This window comes from Flagellimonas baculiformis, assembly GCF_033441575.1.
In the GTDB taxonomy this organism is placed as follows: Bacteria; Bacteroidota; Bacteroidia; order Flavobacteriales; family Flavobacteriaceae; genus Flagellimonas; species Flagellimonas baculiformis.
Map to the genome: position 1 here is coordinate 165,816 of NZ_JAUZVW010000002.1, position 18,469 is coordinate 184,284.

20 protein-coding genes are annotated in these 18,469 nt (G+C 46.6%); 10 read left to right on the forward strand and 10 right to left on the reverse strand.

Going from position 1 to position 18,469, the window contains the following annotated elements; genetic code table 11:
- From SD450_RS03390 to SD450_RS03405, 4 genes are all read left to right on the forward strand, one after another.
- Window positions 1–2,331 carry a penicillin-binding protein 1A gene (locus SD450_RS03390; RefSeq protein WP_318343228.1) on the forward strand — a complete coding sequence of 777 codons (2,331 nt, stop codon included), beginning with the start codon at window positions 1–3 and terminating at the stop codon, window positions 2,329–2,331.
- A gap of 101 nt (window positions 2,332–2,432) precedes the next feature.
- Window positions 2,433–3,134, forward strand: coding sequence for a CoA transferase subunit A (locus SD450_RS03395; protein WP_318343229.1), 702 nt, complete (start codon window positions 2,433–2,435; stop codon window positions 3,132–3,134).
- Window positions 3,135–3,181: 47 nt separating this feature from the next.
- A complete protein-coding gene (locus SD450_RS03400) occupies window positions 3,182–3,835 on the forward strand; it encodes a 3-oxoacid CoA-transferase subunit B (RefSeq protein ID WP_318343230.1) in 654 nt (217 codons plus the stop codon).
- 398 nt (window positions 3,836–4,233) lie between these two features.
- Window positions 4,234–4,749 (forward strand): GNAT family N-acetyltransferase, encoded by a 516-nt coding sequence (locus SD450_RS03405; protein WP_318343231.1) that lies wholly within the window; start codon window positions 4,234–4,236, stop codon window positions 4,747–4,749.
- Here SD450_RS03405 and SD450_RS03410 read toward each other — a convergent pair.
- Window positions 4,738–5,058, reverse strand: a complete 321-nt coding sequence (locus tag SD450_RS03410; RefSeq protein ID WP_318343232.1) for a hypothetical protein — start codon at window positions 5,056–5,058, stop codon at window positions 4,738–4,740. The genes SD450_RS03405 and SD450_RS03410 overlap by 12 nt on opposite strands.
- 143 nt (window positions 5,059–5,201) lie before the next feature.
- Here SD450_RS03410 and SD450_RS03415 point away from each other — a divergent pair, with 143 nt between their 5' ends.
- A complete protein-coding gene (locus SD450_RS03415; RefSeq protein WP_318343233.1) occupies window positions 5,202–5,906 on the forward strand; it encodes a helix-turn-helix transcriptional regulator in 705 nt (234 codons plus the stop codon).
- Here SD450_RS03415 and SD450_RS03420 read toward each other — a convergent pair.
- From SD450_RS03420 to SD450_RS03450, 7 genes are all read right to left on the reverse strand, one after another.
- Window positions 5,887–6,369, reverse strand: a complete 483-nt coding sequence (locus SD450_RS03420; protein ID WP_318343234.1) for a very short patch repair endonuclease — start codon at window positions 6,367–6,369, stop codon at window positions 5,887–5,889. The two genes, SD450_RS03415 and SD450_RS03420, sit on opposite strands and share 20 nt — an antisense overlap.
- 257 nt (window positions 6,370–6,626) lie before the next feature.
- On the reverse strand, window positions 6,627–7,373 hold the full coding sequence (locus SD450_RS03425) for a succinate dehydrogenase/fumarate reductase iron-sulfur subunit (protein WP_318343235.1): 747 nt from the start codon (window positions 7,371–7,373) through the stop codon (window positions 6,627–6,629).
- A 42-nt stretch (window positions 7,374–7,415) separates the two neighbouring features.
- A complete protein-coding gene (locus tag SD450_RS03430) occupies window positions 7,416–7,793 on the reverse strand; it encodes a four helix bundle protein (RefSeq protein WP_318343236.1) in 378 nt (125 codons plus the stop codon).
- Window positions 7,794–7,847: 54 nt separating this feature from the next.
- Window positions 7,848–9,851 carry a fumarate reductase/succinate dehydrogenase flavoprotein subunit gene (locus tag SD450_RS03435; RefSeq protein WP_318343237.1) on the reverse strand — a complete coding sequence of 668 codons (2,004 nt, stop codon included), beginning with the start codon at window positions 9,849–9,851 and terminating at the stop codon, window positions 7,848–7,850.
- Window positions 9,852–9,853: 2 nt separating this feature from the next.
- Window positions 9,854–10,522 (reverse strand): succinate dehydrogenase cytochrome b subunit, encoded by a 669-nt coding sequence (locus SD450_RS03440; protein ID WP_318343238.1) that lies wholly within the window; start codon window positions 10,520–10,522, stop codon window positions 9,854–9,856.
- A gap of 179 nt (window positions 10,523–10,701) precedes the next feature.
- Window positions 10,702–11,319, reverse strand: a complete 618-nt coding sequence (locus SD450_RS03445) for an SIMPL domain-containing protein (RefSeq protein ID WP_318343239.1) — start codon at window positions 11,317–11,319, stop codon at window positions 10,702–10,704.
- A gap of 181 nt (window positions 11,320–11,500) precedes the next feature.
- Window positions 11,501–12,082 carry a hypothetical protein gene (locus SD450_RS03450; RefSeq protein WP_318343240.1) on the reverse strand — a complete coding sequence of 194 codons (582 nt, stop codon included), beginning with the start codon at window positions 12,080–12,082 and terminating at the stop codon, window positions 11,501–11,503.
- A gap of 298 nt (window positions 12,083–12,380) precedes the next feature.
- Here SD450_RS03450 and SD450_RS03455 point away from each other — a divergent pair, with 298 nt between their 5' ends.
- The 3 genes from SD450_RS03455 (at window position 12,381) to SD450_RS03465 (ending at window position 15,633) form a co-directional block, all read left to right on the forward strand.
- Window positions 12,381–13,118: a LytR/AlgR family response regulator transcription factor gene (locus SD450_RS03455; protein WP_318343241.1), complete on the forward strand. Its 738-nt coding sequence runs from the start codon at window positions 12,381–12,383 to the stop codon at window positions 13,116–13,118.
- A gap of 9 nt (window positions 13,119–13,127) precedes the next feature.
- On the forward strand, window positions 13,128–14,666 hold the full coding sequence (locus SD450_RS03460; RefSeq protein WP_318343242.1) for a sensor histidine kinase: 1,539 nt from the start codon (window positions 13,128–13,130) through the stop codon (window positions 14,664–14,666).
- A 79-nt stretch (window positions 14,667–14,745) separates the two neighbouring features.
- Window positions 14,746–15,633 carry a RimK family alpha-L-glutamate ligase gene (locus SD450_RS03465; protein ID WP_318343243.1) on the forward strand — a complete coding sequence of 296 codons (888 nt, stop codon included), beginning with the start codon at window positions 14,746–14,748 and terminating at the stop codon, window positions 15,631–15,633.
- Between the two features lie 79 nt (window positions 15,634–15,712).
- Here SD450_RS03465 and SD450_RS03470 read toward each other — a convergent pair whose 3' ends face one another.
- On the reverse strand, window positions 15,713–16,144 hold the full coding sequence (locus tag SD450_RS03470; RefSeq protein ID WP_318343244.1) for a hypothetical protein: 432 nt from the start codon (window positions 16,142–16,144) through the stop codon (window positions 15,713–15,715).
- A 238-nt stretch (window positions 16,145–16,382) separates the two neighbouring features.
- Window positions 16,383–16,772 carry a DUF2721 domain-containing protein gene (locus SD450_RS03475; protein WP_318343245.1) on the reverse strand — a complete coding sequence of 130 codons (390 nt, stop codon included), beginning with the start codon at window positions 16,770–16,772 and terminating at the stop codon, window positions 16,383–16,385.
- A gap of 79 nt (window positions 16,773–16,851) precedes the next feature.
- On the opposite strand from SD450_RS03475, the gene SD450_RS03480 reads away from it, so the two are divergent.
- Together SD450_RS03480 and SD450_RS03485 are read left to right on the forward strand one after the other, a co-directional pair.
- The gene (locus SD450_RS03480) at window positions 16,852–18,144 is read left to right on the forward strand and encodes an aminopeptidase P family protein (RefSeq protein WP_318343246.1); all 1,293 of its coding nucleotides are present in this window, start codon (window positions 16,852–16,854) and stop codon (window positions 18,142–18,144) included.
- Window positions 18,145–18,244: 100 nt separating this feature from the next.
- Window positions 18,245–18,418 (forward strand): hypothetical protein, encoded by a 174-nt coding sequence (locus SD450_RS03485; RefSeq protein ID WP_318343247.1) that lies wholly within the window; start codon window positions 18,245–18,247, stop codon window positions 18,416–18,418.
- The last annotated feature ends 51 nt before the right edge of the window (window positions 18,419–18,469 follow it).

Below are 18,469 nucleotides of genomic sequence, written 5' to 3' on the forward strand. Positions count from 1 at the left end.
ATGGCAAAGACAAGTCAAAAGAAACAGCAAGGCTACTTTAAGTACATAAAATGGTTTTGGATCCTCTTTGGGGCCGGTGTTCTATCGGTCATATTGATTTTTTTATTGGCGTCATGGGGAGCGTTCGGGGAAATGCCCACTTTTGAACGTTTGGAGAACCCAGAGACCAATTTGGCCACCGAATTCCTTTCTTCGGATGGAGAGACCTTGGGCAAACTCTACTTGGACGACAATAGGACTTGGGTCGATTATGAGAGCCTGCCACAGAATTTGGTAGATGCATTGGTCGCCACCGAAGATGCTAGATATTATGACCACTCAGGCATCGATGCCAGGGGTTTTTTGAGAGCATTGGTCTATTTGGGAAGCAAGGGAGGGGCCAGTACCATTTCCCAACAATTGGCCAGACAGCTTTTCATTGGGGTAAGGGACAAGGAAAGCACCACCAACGCAATACTTCAGAAAGTAAAGGAATGGGTCATCGCTACCCGTTTGGAACGCAACTATACCAAGGAAGAGATCATGGCCATGTATCTCAATATTTATGACTTCAACTATAATGCGGATGGGATACGCTCTGCGGCCCGGATTTATTTTGGCAAAGAGCCATCTGAACTCAAAACAGAAGAATCTGCTGTTTTGGTCGGCATGTTGAAAAACTCTTCCTATTACAATCCCATGAGAAGGGAAGAACTGGTCCTCAACAGAAGGAACACGGTTTTGGGACAGATGGCCAAATATGGGTACATCACCGAAGCGGAGAAAGATTCCCTCCAGGCCTTGGAGATGAAGATCAACTTCAATCCAGAGTCGCACCGCGAAGGTTTGGCCACCTATTTTAGGATGTACATGCAAAAATTCCTGAACGTTTGGGTGGATCAGAACCCCAAACCCGATGGTGAAAAGTGGAACATTTATCTGGATGGTCTAAAGGTGTACACCACCGTGGACTCCCGGATGCAGCGCAATGCCGAAGAAGCCGTGCAAGAGCACATGAAAAACCTTCAGGCCGAATTTTTCCACCAGAACACACCCGATCGAAATCCCACAGCGCCCTTTCTGGACCTCGAAACCTTCGAGATAGACAATATTATGGAGCGGGCCATGAAGACCTCACCAAGATGGCGGGCCATGAGCCGTGAGGGAAAATCCGAAAAAGAAATTCGTGCCTCTTTCAAACAAAAGACGGAAATGACGGTCTTTGATTGGAACAGCGATTCCTTTGAAAAGGACACCATAATGACCCCGATGGACTCCATTCGGTATTACAAGACTTTCCTGCGGACGGCCATGATGTCCATGGAACCACAAACAGGCCACGTGAAGGCATGGGTAGGGGGAATCGACTACAAACATTTTCAATACGACAACGTGTATCAAGGAGCAAGGCAGGCGGGATCTACCTTCAAACCCTTTGTATATGCTGCCGCGATAGACCAGTTGCGCTATTCGCCATGCTATACCTTGCCCGACAACCAATATTGCATCGAACCCGGAAAACATGGAAACCTTGAGGCATGGTGCCCCAAAAACTCCGATGGCAAATACTCAGGAGAGAATATGACCCTGAAAAGTGCGTTGGCCAACTCCGTGAACACCATTACCGCTCAGCTTATTGATCGTGTGGGTCCAGGTTCAGTGGTTAATATAGCCAAGAATATGGGTATTCAAAAAGAAATACCCGAAGTGCCATCCATTGCCTTGGGAACAGTTGACCTTAGTGTATATGACATGGTAGGCGCATACGGGACCTTTGCCAACCAGGGGGTCTATGTAAAACCCGTAATGGTGACCCGTATCGAGGACAAAAACGGGACCGTACTCTACGAATATACCCCCGAGACCAAAGACGTGTTGAGCAAAGATGTGGCCTATGCCATGATCAATTTGATGGAAGGCGTCACCCAATACGGATCAGGGGGAAGGTTAAGACATACTTATGGTAAGAACCAGGCCATGTACAAAGAGATCATGACGGGATATCCCTACGAACTCACCAACCCCATAGCGGGAAAAACAGGTACCACACAGAACCAAAGTGATGGATGGTTCATGGGAATGGTGCCCAATTTGGTGACAGGCGTTTGGGTCGGTGGAGAAGAAAGATCCATCCACTTTTCAAGACTGTTGTATGGACAAGGGGCCTCCATGGCATTGCCCATCTGGGCGTTGTATATGAAAAAGAACTATGCCAACGAAGAAATTGGTGTTTCCAAGGATGCTTTTGAGGCACCGGAAGAAATGTCCATCAATATAGATTGCACCAAAGAATCGCAAGACAACCAGGACGACTTGGATACCGATGATGACCTGGACGATCTTGATTTCTAAATAGGACATCAGTTCAAAAACTTTTGCCCCAAGCAAATTGCAATTTGCTTGGGGCTTTTTTATTAATATCGTAATTTCAAGCAATCCAAAATTCGAATGGAATGATCAAGAAGACAGTTGCCCATGTGGAAGAAGCATTGCGTGGGGTTGCGGACGGTATGACCTTCATGTTGGGAGGCTTTGGCCTTTGTGGCATCCCCGAGAACGCCATAGCCGAACTGGTTCGGTTGGGTGTAAAGGACATTACCTGCATCTCCAATAATGCGGGGGTGGACGATTTTGGCCTGGGGCTACTTTTACAAAAGCGGCAGATTAAAAAAATGATATCCTCCTATGTAGGGGAGAACGACGAGTTTGAACGGCAGATGTTGAGCGGTGAATTGGAAGTGGAACTTACACCCCAGGGCACTTTGGCCGAGAAATGCCGCGCTGCCCAAGCAGGCTTCCCCGCTTTCTACACCCCTGCAGGCTATGGCACCGAAGTGGCCGAGGGAAAGGAGACCCGGGAGTTCGATGGAAAAATGTATGTATTGGAACCCGCTTTTAAGGCCGATTTCTCCTTCGTAAAGGCATGGAAGGGGGACGAGGCCGGAAATCTCATCTTTAAGGGCACAGCACGCAACTTTAACCCCTGTATGTGCGGAGCGGCCACTATCACGGTAGCGGAAGTCGAGGAACTCCTCCCGGCAGGTAGTTTGGACCCCAATCAAATCCACATTCCTGGCATATTTGTACAGCGCATTTTCCAAGGAAAGAACTACGAGAAACGAATTGAACAACGAACTGTTCGACAACGGAGCTAGTTGTCCCCTTGAGGGGACTTTAGGGGTGTTTTACAAAAAGAAAGAATATGCTAGATAAAAACGGAATAGCAAAACGAATTGCAAAAGAAGTCAAGGACGGCTATTATGTGAACTTGGGGATAGGCATTCCCACCTTGGTGGCCAATTTTGTAAGGGATGACATCAGTGTGGAGTTCCAGAGTGAGAACGGGGTATTGGGCATGGGCCCGTTTCCGTATGAGGGCGAAGAGGATGCCGATATCATCAATGCGGGAAAACAGACCATTACCACCCTTCCCGGAGCCTCCTTTTTTGATTCTGCCCTCAGCTTTGGCATGATCCGTGGCAAGCATGTGCACCTCACCATTCTGGGCGCGATGGAAGTGGCCGAGAACGGGGACATTGCCAATTGGAAGATTCCCGGAAAGATGGTGAAGGGCATGGGCGGTGCGATGGACCTGGTGGCCTCTGCCGAAAACATCATCGTGGCCATGATGCACACCAATAGGGAAGGGGAGTCCAAACTCCTAAAAAGATGCACCTTGCCTTTGACGGGAGTGGGCTGCGTGAAGAAGATTGTGACCAACCTGGCCGTTTTGGAAGTTGTTCCGGAAGGCTTCAAACTGCTGGAAAGGGCCCCTGGAACCACTGTGGAAGAGATCGTGGCGGCCACCGAAGGGAATCTTATTGTGGAAGGTGAAATCCCCGAAATGAATATTTAACAATTATCTTCGGTTTTTTTACAACATATTAAAACCATTACGCAACAATAGTTTTAAATTGCCGTTTATCGGATTTATATTTGGTTATATCGATTTTTTCACCCAAATTAAACCATTAAAACCAAACAACCATGGCATCCAGATTTAACCACAGAGCAATGGACGAGAATGTCCAAGTTTACAGAAACGATTTTTTTACAGGATTCATGCTTTTGATCAAAAAGCTTTTTATGCTGTAGTTCAGTATCCCCCTGAAAAATTTGGAGCCGACATTTGTACGGCTCTTTTTTTTTGTGATAATTTTAGCCGGAAGCCGGAAGCCGGAAGTCAGAAGTTGGAGTCGGGCGATTTGCTGTTTTGATGAAGGCCTTCAACCCTAAACCTTAAACAACCTAACCATGTCACTAATTTTTAGGCAATGTACAGGAGAGGACTTGGACGCCTTGGTGAAGCTGTCCAAGCAGACCTTTATCACAGCATTTGAAAAGGACAATGATCCCGATGATTTCAAGGCCTATATCCAAAAAGCGTTCGATCCACAAAAGTTGGCTTCCGAACTTTCCGATCAAGACACCTATTTTTATTTTGTGGAAGATGAAGGGACCTTGGTCGGATACTTCAAACTGAACATCGGCCAGGCCCAAACCGATGTGAACGATGCGGATTCCGTGGAAATTGAACGCATCTATGTGGTAGAGGGCCATCAGGGCAAGAGCATTGGCACCTTAATGTTGCAGGAAATCATCCAGCTGGCCAAAAAAATGCAAAAGACCTACATTTGGTTGGGCGTCTGGGAACACAATCCAAAAGCGATACGCTTCTACCAGAGGCACCATTTCCAGAAGTTTGGTGAACACCCCTACTACATTGGGAACGACAAACAGACGGATTGGCTTCTCCGCCTAGACCTTTAGTAAGGCACCCAAAAACAGGGAAGCCCCTTCCGCAAGGAATTTATGGGCAATAGAGTTCTCAAAGGCTGCATGGACGAGCAACGCAATGGCTTGGGCATTGGTCTTGGTCAGACTATTGGTGCGATAGACCACATCGCGAATGGTGGAGAAGCTCACATTGCTGCGAATGGCGATATTCGCATAATCGTTTTTGGTCACATTCCTGCGAAGGATTTCGGAAAGCCGCTCGCTGATCGGTTTTCCATAATCTTCGGGTGAAAAGATGTCATCGCTCTTGATGACAAAGCCTGCATTTTTGATTGAGCCCATTCCAAAGGTATTGTAGTCGTTAATAAATATGTTGGGGTCAGATCCTATTTTCTATATTTGGCTTGTAACCCAATTACAGAAAGCGGTGGAATTGCTGCAGCTATATCATATTGCGTAACAATATTGCACAATATAATAATTATATGTACACAATAAAGCAATTAAGGCGAAAAAAAGATATGAGCCAATCCCAATTGGCAGAAGAAATTGGCGTTAGCCTGCGTACCATACAGCTCTATGAAAGGAAGGATGCCAATATTCCCATAAAGAACCTCACCAAGATTGCCGAGTTTTTTGATCTTACCATTGCCGAACTCTATCTTCACGAAGTGAACGATATGGGTGAGGCTTACACCAAAAAGCAGCCTTTTACCAAACACGGGAGTGTGTTCTATCCCTTGAGCCATGGAAAATATTTGGTCATGGCGCCCTTGGTGCTCGTGGAATGGCACAAAAAGTACATTGAAAACCTCAAGGAGGACAGTGTGAAAAATCCGTTCCAGGCAGGATTCATTGTCGATTTTTTGAACGAAGGTCCCCATCGGGTGTTTGAAGTGTCCGGCGATTCCATGAACGACTCCACTGCGGATGCCATTCCCAATAATGCCTTTGTGCTGGCACTGGAAACCAAAAAGGAAACCTTGACCAAGAACGATGAAAGTCTATGGAACCGGTCCTACATTTTGGTCTGTTCGGATAGAATCATCTGCAAGCAGCTCATGGGTTTCAACAGGCAGACGAATGCGTTGCAGTGCCACAACCTGAACACATCCCCCGAATATCAGGATTTTGAGGTTTCCATGGACGATGTGCTCCAGGTGTTCCGGGTCATGAAAAAGCAGATTTGACCCGCTCCAAGTGAGTGAGCACTTCTTCCAAACAACGGTCCAGGTCCTTTTTCACTTCTGTTTCCCAAAAGCGGAACACTTTATAGCCTTTTTCTTCGAGGGTTTCGTTCACTTCCTCGTCCCGTTGGATGTTGCGCTCTATTTTCGCGATCCAAAATTCACGATTGGTCTTGATCTTATGCTTGCGTTCCTCCCAATTGTACCCGTGCCAGAATTCCCCATCGATAAAGATGACGGTCTTGTACTTTTTTAGGGCGATATCCGGCTTTCCTGTGAGTTTTTTATAATCGATGCGATACCGATAGCCCGCCTCCCACAAAGCTTTCCTGAAGGCGAGTTCCGGCTTGGTGTTCTTGCCGCGTATCTTGCCCATGATCTTCGAACGCTCCGGCGTGGTGTAGAAACCCGATTCTTCATTGAACCGGGGCACTTTGATACGTTCCTGTGGATATTTTTTGGGCATAGTACAATTTACAAAGGTTTCAATGAAAAATAGAGAGTTGTTCTGTCATTCTGAGCTTTGCGAAGAATCTTTCATTTAAAGGATGGTCCATTAGATTTGACACGAATCACACGAATATGCACAAATGCTTCCTTGTAGCCTGAGCTAAGTCGAAGCGCAATGAGGTCTCGACTGCGCTCGACCTGACACTATCTATAGCAACAAAAAACCCAAACTCCATTTGGAATTTGGGTTTTGTAATTTGATATATTGAACGCTTATCCCTTCAAAGAAGCGGATAGGTATTCGCGGTTCATTCGGGCAATGTTGCTCAACGAAATGCCTTTGGGACATTCCACTTCGCAAGCACCGGTATTGGTACAGTTACCAAAACCTTCGAGGTCCATTTGGCGCACCATGTTCTGCACACGTTCCACAGCTTCTACCTGGCCTTGGGGCAACAGGGCGAACTGGGAAACCTTGGCAGAGGTAAAGAGCATGGCACTGGCATTCTTGCAAGCGGCGACACAGGCACCACAACCGATACAGGTAGCAGCATCCATGGCTTCGTCCGCAGCATGTTTGTTGATCGGGATGGCATTTGCATCCACCGTGTTCCCCGAAGTGTTCACGGAAATATAACCGCCAGCCTGTTGGATGCGATCAAAAGCACTTCGGTCCACGATCAAATCCTTGATTACAGGGAATGCTTTTGCACGGAACGGTTCAATTACAATGGTGTCCCCATCGTTGAACTTGCGCATGTGCAATTGACAAGTGGTTACCAACCTGTCTGGTCCATGAGGTTCCCCATTGATTTGAAGGGAGCAGGTTCCGCAGATACCTTCCCTACAATCGTGGTCAAATTCAACGGGTTCCTCTCCTTTGGAAACGAGTTCTTCGTTCAGGATGTCCAGCATTTCGAGGAAAGACATGTCCCCTTCAACGCCGTCAAGGGTATAATCCACTATTTTTCCTGCTGAGGATGCGTCTTTCTGACGCCATATTTTTAAATGTAGCTTCATCGCTTTGCTAGTTATTAAGTTAATCGGTTATTGGTGTAAACCTCAATTGAGTTTGGCATCCTTTAGATATTTGATATAACCGTTTAATATTTTTAATGTTCTATTGTGCAATTCTCTAAAACCATCAAGTTTTTCAACTGTGATATAGGCTTCGTCCATTGCTATGATGACATGATCCAGGGTTTCGTTCAATGAGCCTCTTGCCATACGGCAGAATTGTATATTCTCTTGATAATTGAACCTTCCAAATCCTTCCGCTATATTGTTTCCAACAGAACGGGATGAACGTTTGATTTGACTTATAAGTTCAAACTTTTCATGACTTGGCAATAAAGGGATAATCTCATCTTTAATATAGTTTCGAAGAATCCTTGATTCTTTCCAACAAGCCAACTCTTCGAAAGATTTGAAACTTCCCACTATGTTTTATCGATGTTCAATTACCAATAACTCAATAACCAAGTAACCCAATAATTATTTATAAGATCGTGTCTTCAATTCAATATTCTCATACACCAAATCCTCTTTGTGCAATTTGGCATCTTTGGGCTCGCCCACGTATTCCCAAGCAGCCACATATTTAAAGTTCTCATCATCACGGAGCGCTTCCCCTTCCTCGGTCTGGTACTCTTCACGAAAGTGTCCTCCACACGATTCGTTTCGGTGCAGGGCATCCTTCGCAAAAAGTTCGCCCAATTCCAAGAAATCGGCCACCCTTCCGGCCTTTTCCAATTCCTGGTTTTTGCTCTCGATGGTTCCGGGAACCTTTACATTTTCCCAGAAATCCTTCCGCAGCTCGGCAATTTCTTTTATGGCTTCCTCCAGGCCTTTGGCATTACGGGCCATACCACATTTGTTCCACATGATCTTGCCCAGTTTTTTGTGGTAATAGTCCACAGAGTGGATACCGGTACCGCCCATCAATTTCTCCATGCGCTCACGGACTTGTTTTTCAGCCTCGTCAAATTCCTTGGAGTCGGTCGGTATTTTGCCGGTCCTAATGTCCTTGGACAGATAGTCCCCAATGGTGTAGGGCAGTACAAAATATCCGTCGGCCAAGCCTTGCATCAGTGCGGAAGCCCCTAAACGGTTGGCCCCGTGATCGCTAAAATTGGCCTCTCCGGCCGCATAGCAACCGGGGATGGTGGTCTGTAGGTTATAATCTACCCAAAGTCCGCCCATGGTGTAGTGCACCGCAGGGTAGATTTTCATTGGGGTCTTATATGGATCTTCGTCCACGATTTTCTCGTACATCTGGAATAGGTTTCCGTATTTGGCCTCAACGACTTCCTCACCCAATTTGATGATGGTGGCCTCATCGGCATCCTTGATGCCCGAAGTCAGTGCCTTTTCTTTCCCGTACCGTTTGATGGCCGATGCGAAATCCAAGAATACCGCTTCCCCGGTCTTGTTCACGCCAAATCCGGCATCGCAACGTTCCTTGGCGGCCCTAGAGGCCACATCGCGGGGCACTAGGTTACCAAAGGCAGGATATCTTCTTTCCAAATAATAATCACGGTCTTCCTCGGCAATCTGTGTGGGCTTCAATTTCCCTTCGCGGATGGCCACGGCATCTTCCATTTTCTTGGGCACCCAGATTCGTCCATCGTTACGGAGCGATTCGGACATCAAGGTCAATTTGGATTGATGCTCCCCAGAGACCGGAATACAGGTTGGGTGGATTTGTGTGTAACATGGGTTGGCGAAGAAGGCCCCTTTGCGGTGTGCCCTCCATGCAGCCATTACGTTGCTTCCCATGGCATTGGTGGAAAGGAAGAACACATTTCCGTACCCTCCTGTGGCCAAAACCACGGCGTGTGCACTGTGTCGTTCAATTTCTCCGGTAACTAGGTCACGGGCTATGATTCCCCTGGCCTTACCGTCCACCAAAACCAAATCCATCATCTCATGACGGGTATAGGACTTAATCTTGCCCCGGTTGATCTGTCGGTTCATGGCAGAGTAGGCTCCCAACAACAATTGCTGGCCTGTCTGTCCCTTGGCGTAAAAGGTTCTGGAAACCAAAACCCCTCCAAAGGAGCGGTTGTCCAAAAGCCCTCCGTATTCTCGGGCAAAAGGGACTCCTTGTGCCACACATTGGTCAATGATGTTTCCGGACACCTCGGCCAAACGGTACACATTGGCCTCCCGGGAACGGTAGTCGCCCCCTTTGATCGTGTCGTAGAACAGGCGATAGTTACTGTCGCCATCACCTTGATAGTTTTTTGCTGCATTGATCCCTCCCTGTGCGGCAATGGAGTGCGCCCTTCGGGGAGAGTCCTGGTAGCAGAAGGTCTTTACATTGTAGCCCAGCTCGGCCAAAGTGGCCGCAGCGGAACCCCCTGCCAATCCGGTCCCCACCACAATAATATCAATATTCCTTTTGTTGGCGGGATTTACGAGATTTATATCGTTTTTATGTTTGGTCCATTTGTCGGCCAAAGGCCCAGATGGAATTTTAGAATCCAATATGCCCATACTTAATGTGTTATTGGGTTAAGGTGGTGATATAGGGCGATGAAAGCAAAGCCCAATGGAATGATCACCGAAAATAATTTTGTGAACGTCTTAATGGCCGGGGTGTACTTGTTGTTCACTCCCATACTCTGGAAGGAAGAAGCAAAACCGTGCCACAGGTGAAGGCTCAATAGTACAAAGGACACAACGTAGAGGATCGTTCTCCAGGCCGGGGCAAATTTCTCCACGGTCTCATGGTGGTAGCGTGTAGGGTCTTCGGGGGAAACCGCGACGTACTTGTAGGCCATCTCGTGTATCCAAAAATCATAGAAATGAAGTACCAAAAAGGCGAGTACCACCAATCCGGAATAGATCATGTTCCTGGAGGGCCATGTGGCGTTGGCACTTCCTTTGAACTTCACGTAATTGACGCCGCGTGCTTTCTTGTTCTGGATTTCCAGGACAAAGCCCATGACAAAGTGCACGATCACCCCGGCAATCAAAATGGGCTGCAGTACAAATTGGACTAATGGGTTGTAGCCCATAAAATGCGACCACGAATTAAACGTGTCAGGGTCAATGACCGAGGTGATGTTAATGGTAAAATGTTGTGTGAGAAAAACAACCAAAAAAAGACCCGAAAGTGCCATTACCACTTTGCGGGCAATTGAAGATTTTATCAATCCACTCATTAGTGCTGGTTTTGAGACAAATTTACGGCACGATCGAGTTTTTAACAAGCAATAAACTGCACGAAACCTCTTATTTAGAAACGTTTTAAGGAAAGGTCGAATCTGTAAATATCAAAAAAAGCCCCTTAGGGGCTTGTCCGGTGAAGGGTTTAGTAGCTAAATGTTTTATGGTCAACCACTTATTTGGTGGCAAAGACCACCTGAAGTGTATAAATATATTCGCCAACGGGACGGTCATAATAAATGGAGGTTTCTATCTGTTTTCCCATAAACTGGTTGTCCTCCACAACTTCAACAGGTCCGAGTTCCTTGCCCAGGGCCAGTGCTATGGCAGTTGCCTTTGCGGTGGCATCTTTTAGGGCCCTTTCACTTAGGGATTTTGCCTCATCGGGGTCAATTTCCAAAATGGCAATGGCGTTCAAGCGTTGTATGCCCAATGATTTTATCCCCAGAAATTCTCTCATTTTTTCCGCTGAGGTCGTGGTGAACTCGTACACGGCACCTTCCTTGTCATACCCCATGGTCTCAAAACCAAATTCGTAAGGTGTCTCTTTGATCTCGTTCCAGTCAAGCCCATGTGATTCCAAGGCCTTTTTGTAGTTTGATTTTAATTGCTCAAGGTCTATGCCATCGGTCGCATAGCTGGCAAAAGCGGAGCTCAGGGAAACGATGGCCTTGTAGGTGGGGGATGGGTCTATGTGGACAGCCGTTGCCGTCACTTTGATGGTGGTGTTTTTCTCCTGGGCCATTCCCAATAATGGCAAAAATGCCAATAGGATGTATATTATCGGTTTCATGATCGTGGTGTTAAATGAACCCTAATGTGGAAAGGGTCTTGGTTCTATTTTTAATTTGGGACAAGAAACACCAGAGCAGGCCAGAAAGGTAGTTGCCAATAAGGCCCATAAGATGATTTGCCTTTTCATGTGTTTTAATTTTAAGTGTTGATAGTTGGGGGAACTTGGGCTATTTAGGGTGTTATTCAGGAATGTTGAACAATTCAATCACCTCTTCATAGCTCATCTTGGAAAGGTCCATGTCGGATACCAATTTTCCGGAAGTGGACACACCACCTGGAATCAGCACATACCTGTATTGCTCCAAAAAGGAGCCATCTCCGACACTTTCGCCTTCTTCGTTTGCCACAACTGTAATGATAATTTCATCACTTTGTGCTCTAAAATAATAGGATTGTTGTCTTGCTGCGCCAAAGACAATGGGAAGAGGATATACGATGTTGCCATCCCCCGGAAGCTCTATTCTTCGGCCATACACCAAAATGGTTCCAAAGTTCAACATGTCTGGACCGATTTCAGGAGCTTCGATGTCAAAAGAGGCCGATGTGGAAACAATACTGTTCCCCAACTCTGTATCTACCCATTCGGAATAGATCACATTGGCAGTGCCGGGCTCTCCTTGCTCTCCTTGGGCACCCTGCTCGCCCTGCTCACCTTGTGGGCCGGCGGGGCCTGCAGGACCTTGTTCCCCTTGTGGGCCGGTAGCACCATCCTCACCATCTTCGGATGAACAGGAGGTGACCAATGCCATGGACAAAGCCATAATCAATACAGTTTTGATAGATAAAACATTTGTTTTCATGATTTTCAAAATTTTTTAGGGTTTCATGGGGCCAAATTAGGATCAATCGAGCCATGGAAACTTTCAATTGTGACCAAGGGTATAAATGGATTCGTCGGCAACCCTTTTTTGTGTATGGACCACTATTTCTTGCTATTTTTAAGGAATTTCCCATCCATACGGTATAACCGTCGTACATACACCTTTTTAGGTCAAGCATCATTAATGTGGGAAAGGGTCTTGCTTCTATTTTTAATTTGGGCCAAAGAACACCAGAGTTATGAGGGCAATCATAGTTGACGATGAGGTTGCGGCAATAAACAGCCTTTCGTGGGAATTGCGGAAATACCCCGATTTCATTTCCATTATTGAAACGTTCACTTCCCCGAAGGAGGCCATTTCGGGCATCAATTATTTGAAGCCGGACTGTGTCTTTCTGGATATCGAGATGCCAGAAATGAGCGGGTTTTCCCTATTGGACAAACTAGAATACCGCAACTTTGCCATTGTGATCACCACGGCCTACAACCAATATGCCATCCAGGCCATCAAGGAAAGTGCCGTGGATTATCTCCTCAAACCTGTGGACCAGGACGATATTTCAGGGGTGATAGAAAAATTGAAAAAGCTCAACGGTTCCCAAAGTTTCCAACATCAGTTCGAGCAGACTTTTGAGGCCCTATCCCGGGCCAGTGCTCCCCAAGTGGTCCAGATTCCGGTAAGTGGCAAGATCTTGTTTTTGCGGGTGGCCGATATTGTGTATTGCGAATCGGACGGGAATTATTCCAAAGTCTTTTTGGAATCTGGCGAACAGGTTTTGGTCTCCAAGAAACTCAAAGAGTTGGAGGACCTTTTGCCAAGCCGCATATTTTTCAGGATACACAATTCCTTTATCGTGCACCTGCTCAAAGTGGACGAATACATACGAACCGATGGGTATCTGGTGCTTTCCAACGACCGAAAGATTCCGGTATCCAGAAACAAGAGGGAGGCCTTTCTACATCGGATGGCCCAATAAAGATAGACTATGCTCAAAGGCTTGATGGACTTCTTCAAGGAAAGCAACCAAAATGGGTTTGGGTTCTTTGTGGTGTCCGTTCTTTTTTACCTCTTCGTGTTTTTCCTGATCCAGTTTTTTCAGCACAAAAAGCGGTTCTACCTTTTCTATGCCCTATATGCCCTGATCACGGGGCTCACCTTGCTCAAATATGTGGATGGGGTGTTTTTTAGCGATTTTGCCCATTCATCCGCAGGGAGGACCTTTGTGAGATGGTTCCACTATCCTTCCCAATGGATGGCCTCCTTCCTGTTCACCCTCTTCATTTTGGAGATCATGGGCTTCAAAAAGGACTATCCGAAGTTTGTAAAGTTTGTGCATTGGGGCTATTTGGGGTTGGCCCCTTTTTATTTTACGTTTTGGGCGATGTACCTGATCAACCCCAGATCCTACCTTATCGATTATTGTGAGGTATTTGTACTGTTGCCGTTGAACTTGATAGCCTTTGTTTGGGGATTTTGTCTCGTGCTCAAGCAGAACAGGATCATCAAGTGGTATATCCTATTGGGCATGTCCTCGCTTTTTGTTTCCTATCTGATCATTTCACTCTATTCCATCAAGACAAAGACCGCGAACACGGAGACCCTGTATATTTTTTATTTGGGCGTGCTGTTCGAAAGTCTGTTGTTTGCGCTGGCCATAGGGCTGGAACAAAAAATGGTCTATAAGGAAAAGGCCCATGTCCAGAAAAAGTACATTGATCAGCTCGAGGAAAACCACACCATCAAGGAAAGCATCAACAGGGCCTTGTCGGACGAGTTGGTGCAGACAAAGGCAGAGATAGAGGGGTTGAGTTCCGAGGCGCAGAAGGAGCGCACGGAGAAATTGGCCATCAAAGTGGAGAACAAGTTTGCCCAGCTGCGTTTGGATGCGCTTCGCAGCCAGATGAACCCCCATTTTATCTTCAATGCCCTGAACTCGATCAAATCGTACTTTATAGAGAACAACCAGGAAAAGGCCATCTATTATTTGGGAAGGTTCTCCAAACTGATCCGGGGCATATTGGAGAGCTCCCGAAGGGACCTTATCTCGCTCGAAGAGGAACTGGGCATCATCAAAATGTATGTGGAGATAGAGAGTGACCGCTTCAAGAACGGCATGGAATACACTTTTGAGTTGGAGGATTCCATAGAGGCCCAGGAACTTCTGGTGCCCTCCCTATTGTTGCAACCTTTTGTTGAAAATGCTATTTGGCATGGGTTGTCCACCCGGAAGGGGAAAAAGAAACTCAGCCTGAAGGTGGAACTGTTGGAACCTTCCAACGATTTGCAGATCACCATAGAGGACAATGGTATCGGAAGACGGGCCTCACAGTTAAGGAACAGTCAAAACCCGCTGAAAAGTCAATCCCTGGGACTCTCCATTGTGAACGACCGTCTGGACTTCTACTCCAAAAAATACGCAGGCGATTTCCATTTTACGGTCGAGGATCTTGTGGATGCATCGGGAAAGGCATTGGGCACCAAAGTGGTCGTTACCCTGCCCCGATTGCTATTGGAAAATCACTAAAGCTGAAAGAAATTTTCAAAACGGCACCGAAATCCAAAAGATTTGTCCGAATTTGAACAGGCAAAACCTGAACACTACAATGGATATCGCCATCCTATCCGTGAGCCTCAATGTGTATTCCACCAGAAGAATAGCTGTGGAAGCGCAAAAGGCGGGACACTATGTGGAGCTCATAGACCACACCAAATGCTCGGTAAAATTGGGTCAGGGCATGCCCCAGATCTATTTTGGGGAGGACAACATCACCGAAGGTTTTGATGCCATCATCCCCAGGATCGGCACCACGGTCACCCGACATGGCGCCGCCATCGTGAAGCAGTTTGAAATGAACGGGGTCTTCAGCACGGCCCGTTCCACGGGAATCATCAGGGCGAGGAACAAAGTGAGGACCTTGCAGATCATGGCCAAAAAGGGAATCCCCATCCCAGAGACCGTTTTCTCCATCAACCCTGATAACGTAGAGGCGCAGATGGACCTATTGGGAGGGGCGCCTGTGATCATCAAACTACAAGAAGGCACCCAGGGCAAAGGGGTGATCTTGGCCGAGAGCAAAAAATCGGCAAAATCCATGATCGACACCCTGTACAATATGAATACTAGTATTCTGCTTCAACAGTACATTGAGGAGGCCAATGGGGAAGACCTTCGGGTCATTGTGGTGGGGAACAAGGTCGTGGCAAGCATGAAACGGACCAGTGGATTGGATGATTTCCGGTCCAACGTGCACCGGGGGGCGGACACCGAAGCGGTCCAACTGACCCCCAAGGAAAAATCCATGGCCCTGAACGCGACCAAGCATCTGGGTCTGGGAATTGCCGGGGTGGATCTTATCCGGTCCAAAAAGGGGCCCTTGTTGATTGAGGTCAACGCATCGCCAGGGCTCAAGGGAATCGAAGAGGCAACAGGCGTCAATGTGGCCAAACAGATGATTCAATTTGTGGAAAGAAATGGGCAGAGAAAGCGCTAACGCAGGGAATCAAGGCCTCCTATCATGGGCCAAAATATATTTGCAAAAGGCTTCAAATCAATGAAATATATTGTTTTGTTTAGGCCGATAAGCAGTCATTTTTGTCGCTTATTTTGGCCAAACTCCACGAAATGGCACTTTCCAGGTCCGTGAATTGTCGGATATTGTCCTTGAAGAACATTTTTTCAAGGATAATGCTGGCCAATCCATATTTATTGTAGGCCACTATGGAATAAAATTCCAGTTTGTGCCTGTTCTTATAAAATTTCAACCAATCCGTTGGCACAACGGAATAGTTGTTGATGCGGTTGGAGATATAGGCAATGGGTTTGTCCTCGCCCAAGATTTCATAGGCGGCATCAATGATTTTTTCAGCAATGGACCAATCAAAGATTTCCCCTTCGTTCATTTCGGAAATGACCAATCCATCAAAGAAATAAAAAATACCGAATTCGTATTCCCTGATTTCCCGGATGTTCTTGAAAAAATCCAACTCTTTTACACTTTTCATGATTTGGGCATTTACTATTGTTGATGAACAGAAACAAAGATAAAAGGCCTGTAGGCTCCAAAAAGGTTGGTTTTATGGATGTGGTGGTTTTTTTGGCACAACCCTGCTTTCAATTGATAGTTGATAAAAGAAAGGGCAGACCAATAGGATTTCACATCTCTATTTAGGTGTGCATTCCTACTAAATATACAGAAAAAGCATCGAAAAACGCAAAATGAACAAAGGAAATGCTGCTAAATCAGTTTTCCATGTTCTTCAATTGGATGGCCAACGCCTTGGTGGATACCTGCACCTCGATAAGCGAAAGTACCAAGGAGACCACCAAAAAGACCAGACTTATACCAAAGATGATATTGGCCCAGACGTTCAGTTCCACATAGACCAGGAACATGGTCACCGCGGCCAGTAAAAAACTGATGATGGCCGTGGCCTGCATGTTCTTGATGATGCCCAATCGTTTGCGCAACTGTTGGATCTGTTGCCGCAACGGAGGGGCCGAGGTTTCCTCAAACTGTTTGTGCAACTGCCGAATCAGTGCCGCAATGGCCAGATAGCGGGCATTGTAGGCCAGCATGGTCAGGGAAATTGCAGGAAAAAGAAGGGCGGGAATGCTGAGGGTGAGCTGCATGTTCTTGTTTTGAAATGGAAGGTAACAATTTGTCTTCGGTATCGCAATTACCTACATTTGGGCAAACCAATTTATTCTGATGAAATATTTTCCCATAGACAACAAACTTTTTGTAAAGAACCGCAAGAAATTCATGGCCCAGATGAAGCCAAAGAGCATTGCGGTGTTCAATTCCAACGATATTTATCCCATTGGCGCGGACAGCACCATGTCCTTTGAGCAGGCCCGTGATATCTTTTATCTGAGCGGTGCCGATCAGGAAGAGACCATCCTGCTGCTCTTTCCCGATGCGATGGACAAAAAGAAAAGAGAAATCCTTTTTGTACGGGAAACCAATGACCATATTGCCGTCTGGGAAGGTGCCAAATTGACGAAGGAACAGGCCACAGAAGTGTCCGGAATAGAAACGGTCTGTTGGCTGAAGGAATTCGACAAGGTCTTTTTTGATTTGATGACAGAGGCCGACACCATTTATTTCAACACCAACGAACATTATCGTCAAGCGGTGGAGACCCAGACCCGGGAAGACCGTTTTATCGAAAAATGCAAAAAGGACTTTCCGGCGCACCAATGGGCCAAGAGCAACCCCATTTTGCAGCAGATCAGGGGTGTGAAGGAACCCGAGGAGATCGAATTGATGCAAATAGCCTGCGACATCACCGAAAAAGGCTTCCGACGTATTCTTGGATTTGTAAAACCAGGTGTTTGGGAGTATGAGATCGAGGCCGAATTTTTGCACGAGTTTGTCCGGAACCGCTCCAAGGGATTTGCCTATAACCCCATCATTGCGGCAGGGAACAATGCCAATGTGCTCCATTATTTGGAAAATAACCGACAGGTCAAGGACGGCGACATGATATTGATGGACCTAGCGGCCGGATATGCCAATTACTCCAGCGACATGACCCGGACCATTCCCGCAAACGGCCGGTTTACCGACCGACAAAAGCAGGTGTACGGTGCCGTACTGCACGTAAAGAACGAAGCCACCAAAATGCTCGTTCCCGGGACCATCTGGGCCGAGTTCCACAAAGAGGTCGGTAAGATCATGACCTCGGAGCTTATTGGACTTGGACTTTTGGACAAGGCCGATGTGCAGAACGAAAACCCCGATTGGCCCGCCTATAAAAAATACTTCATGCACGGCACCAGTCACCACATAGGTTTGGACACCCATGATTATGGCGAGCTGAAGACCCCGATGAAGGCCAATATGGTCTTTACCGTAGAGCCTGGCATCTATATTCCCGCAGAGGGAATGGGCATCCGTTTGGAAGATGATGTCGTGATCCAGGAAAAGGGAGAACCCTTCAATTTGATGCGGAATATCCCCATTGAGATCGAGGAGATCGAGGAGTTGATGAACAAATAAGGGTTGGTACTATCCAGCTGAGCGAAGCGAAGTATCCAAACCCTTCAAAAAGGGATGCTTCACTCCGTTCAGTTTGATTTTTAGAAGGTAAATGCATCATATGAACCTCGTTTTTTTACTTTTTCAGGTCGATATTGAAAAGAAAATGCAAGAAGCTCCCGATAACTCCTATGAAATTGGGGTCGTTATCGGGAGCTATCTGCCTTTCGTGGTCTTGGCAGGTATTGCCTATGCCATTTATTACTACAACAAAAAGAAAAAAGATACAGAGTAAGCGGCATTCCTTCGGATAAACTTTGAGATCAGGGCTCAAATCGAAGCCTTC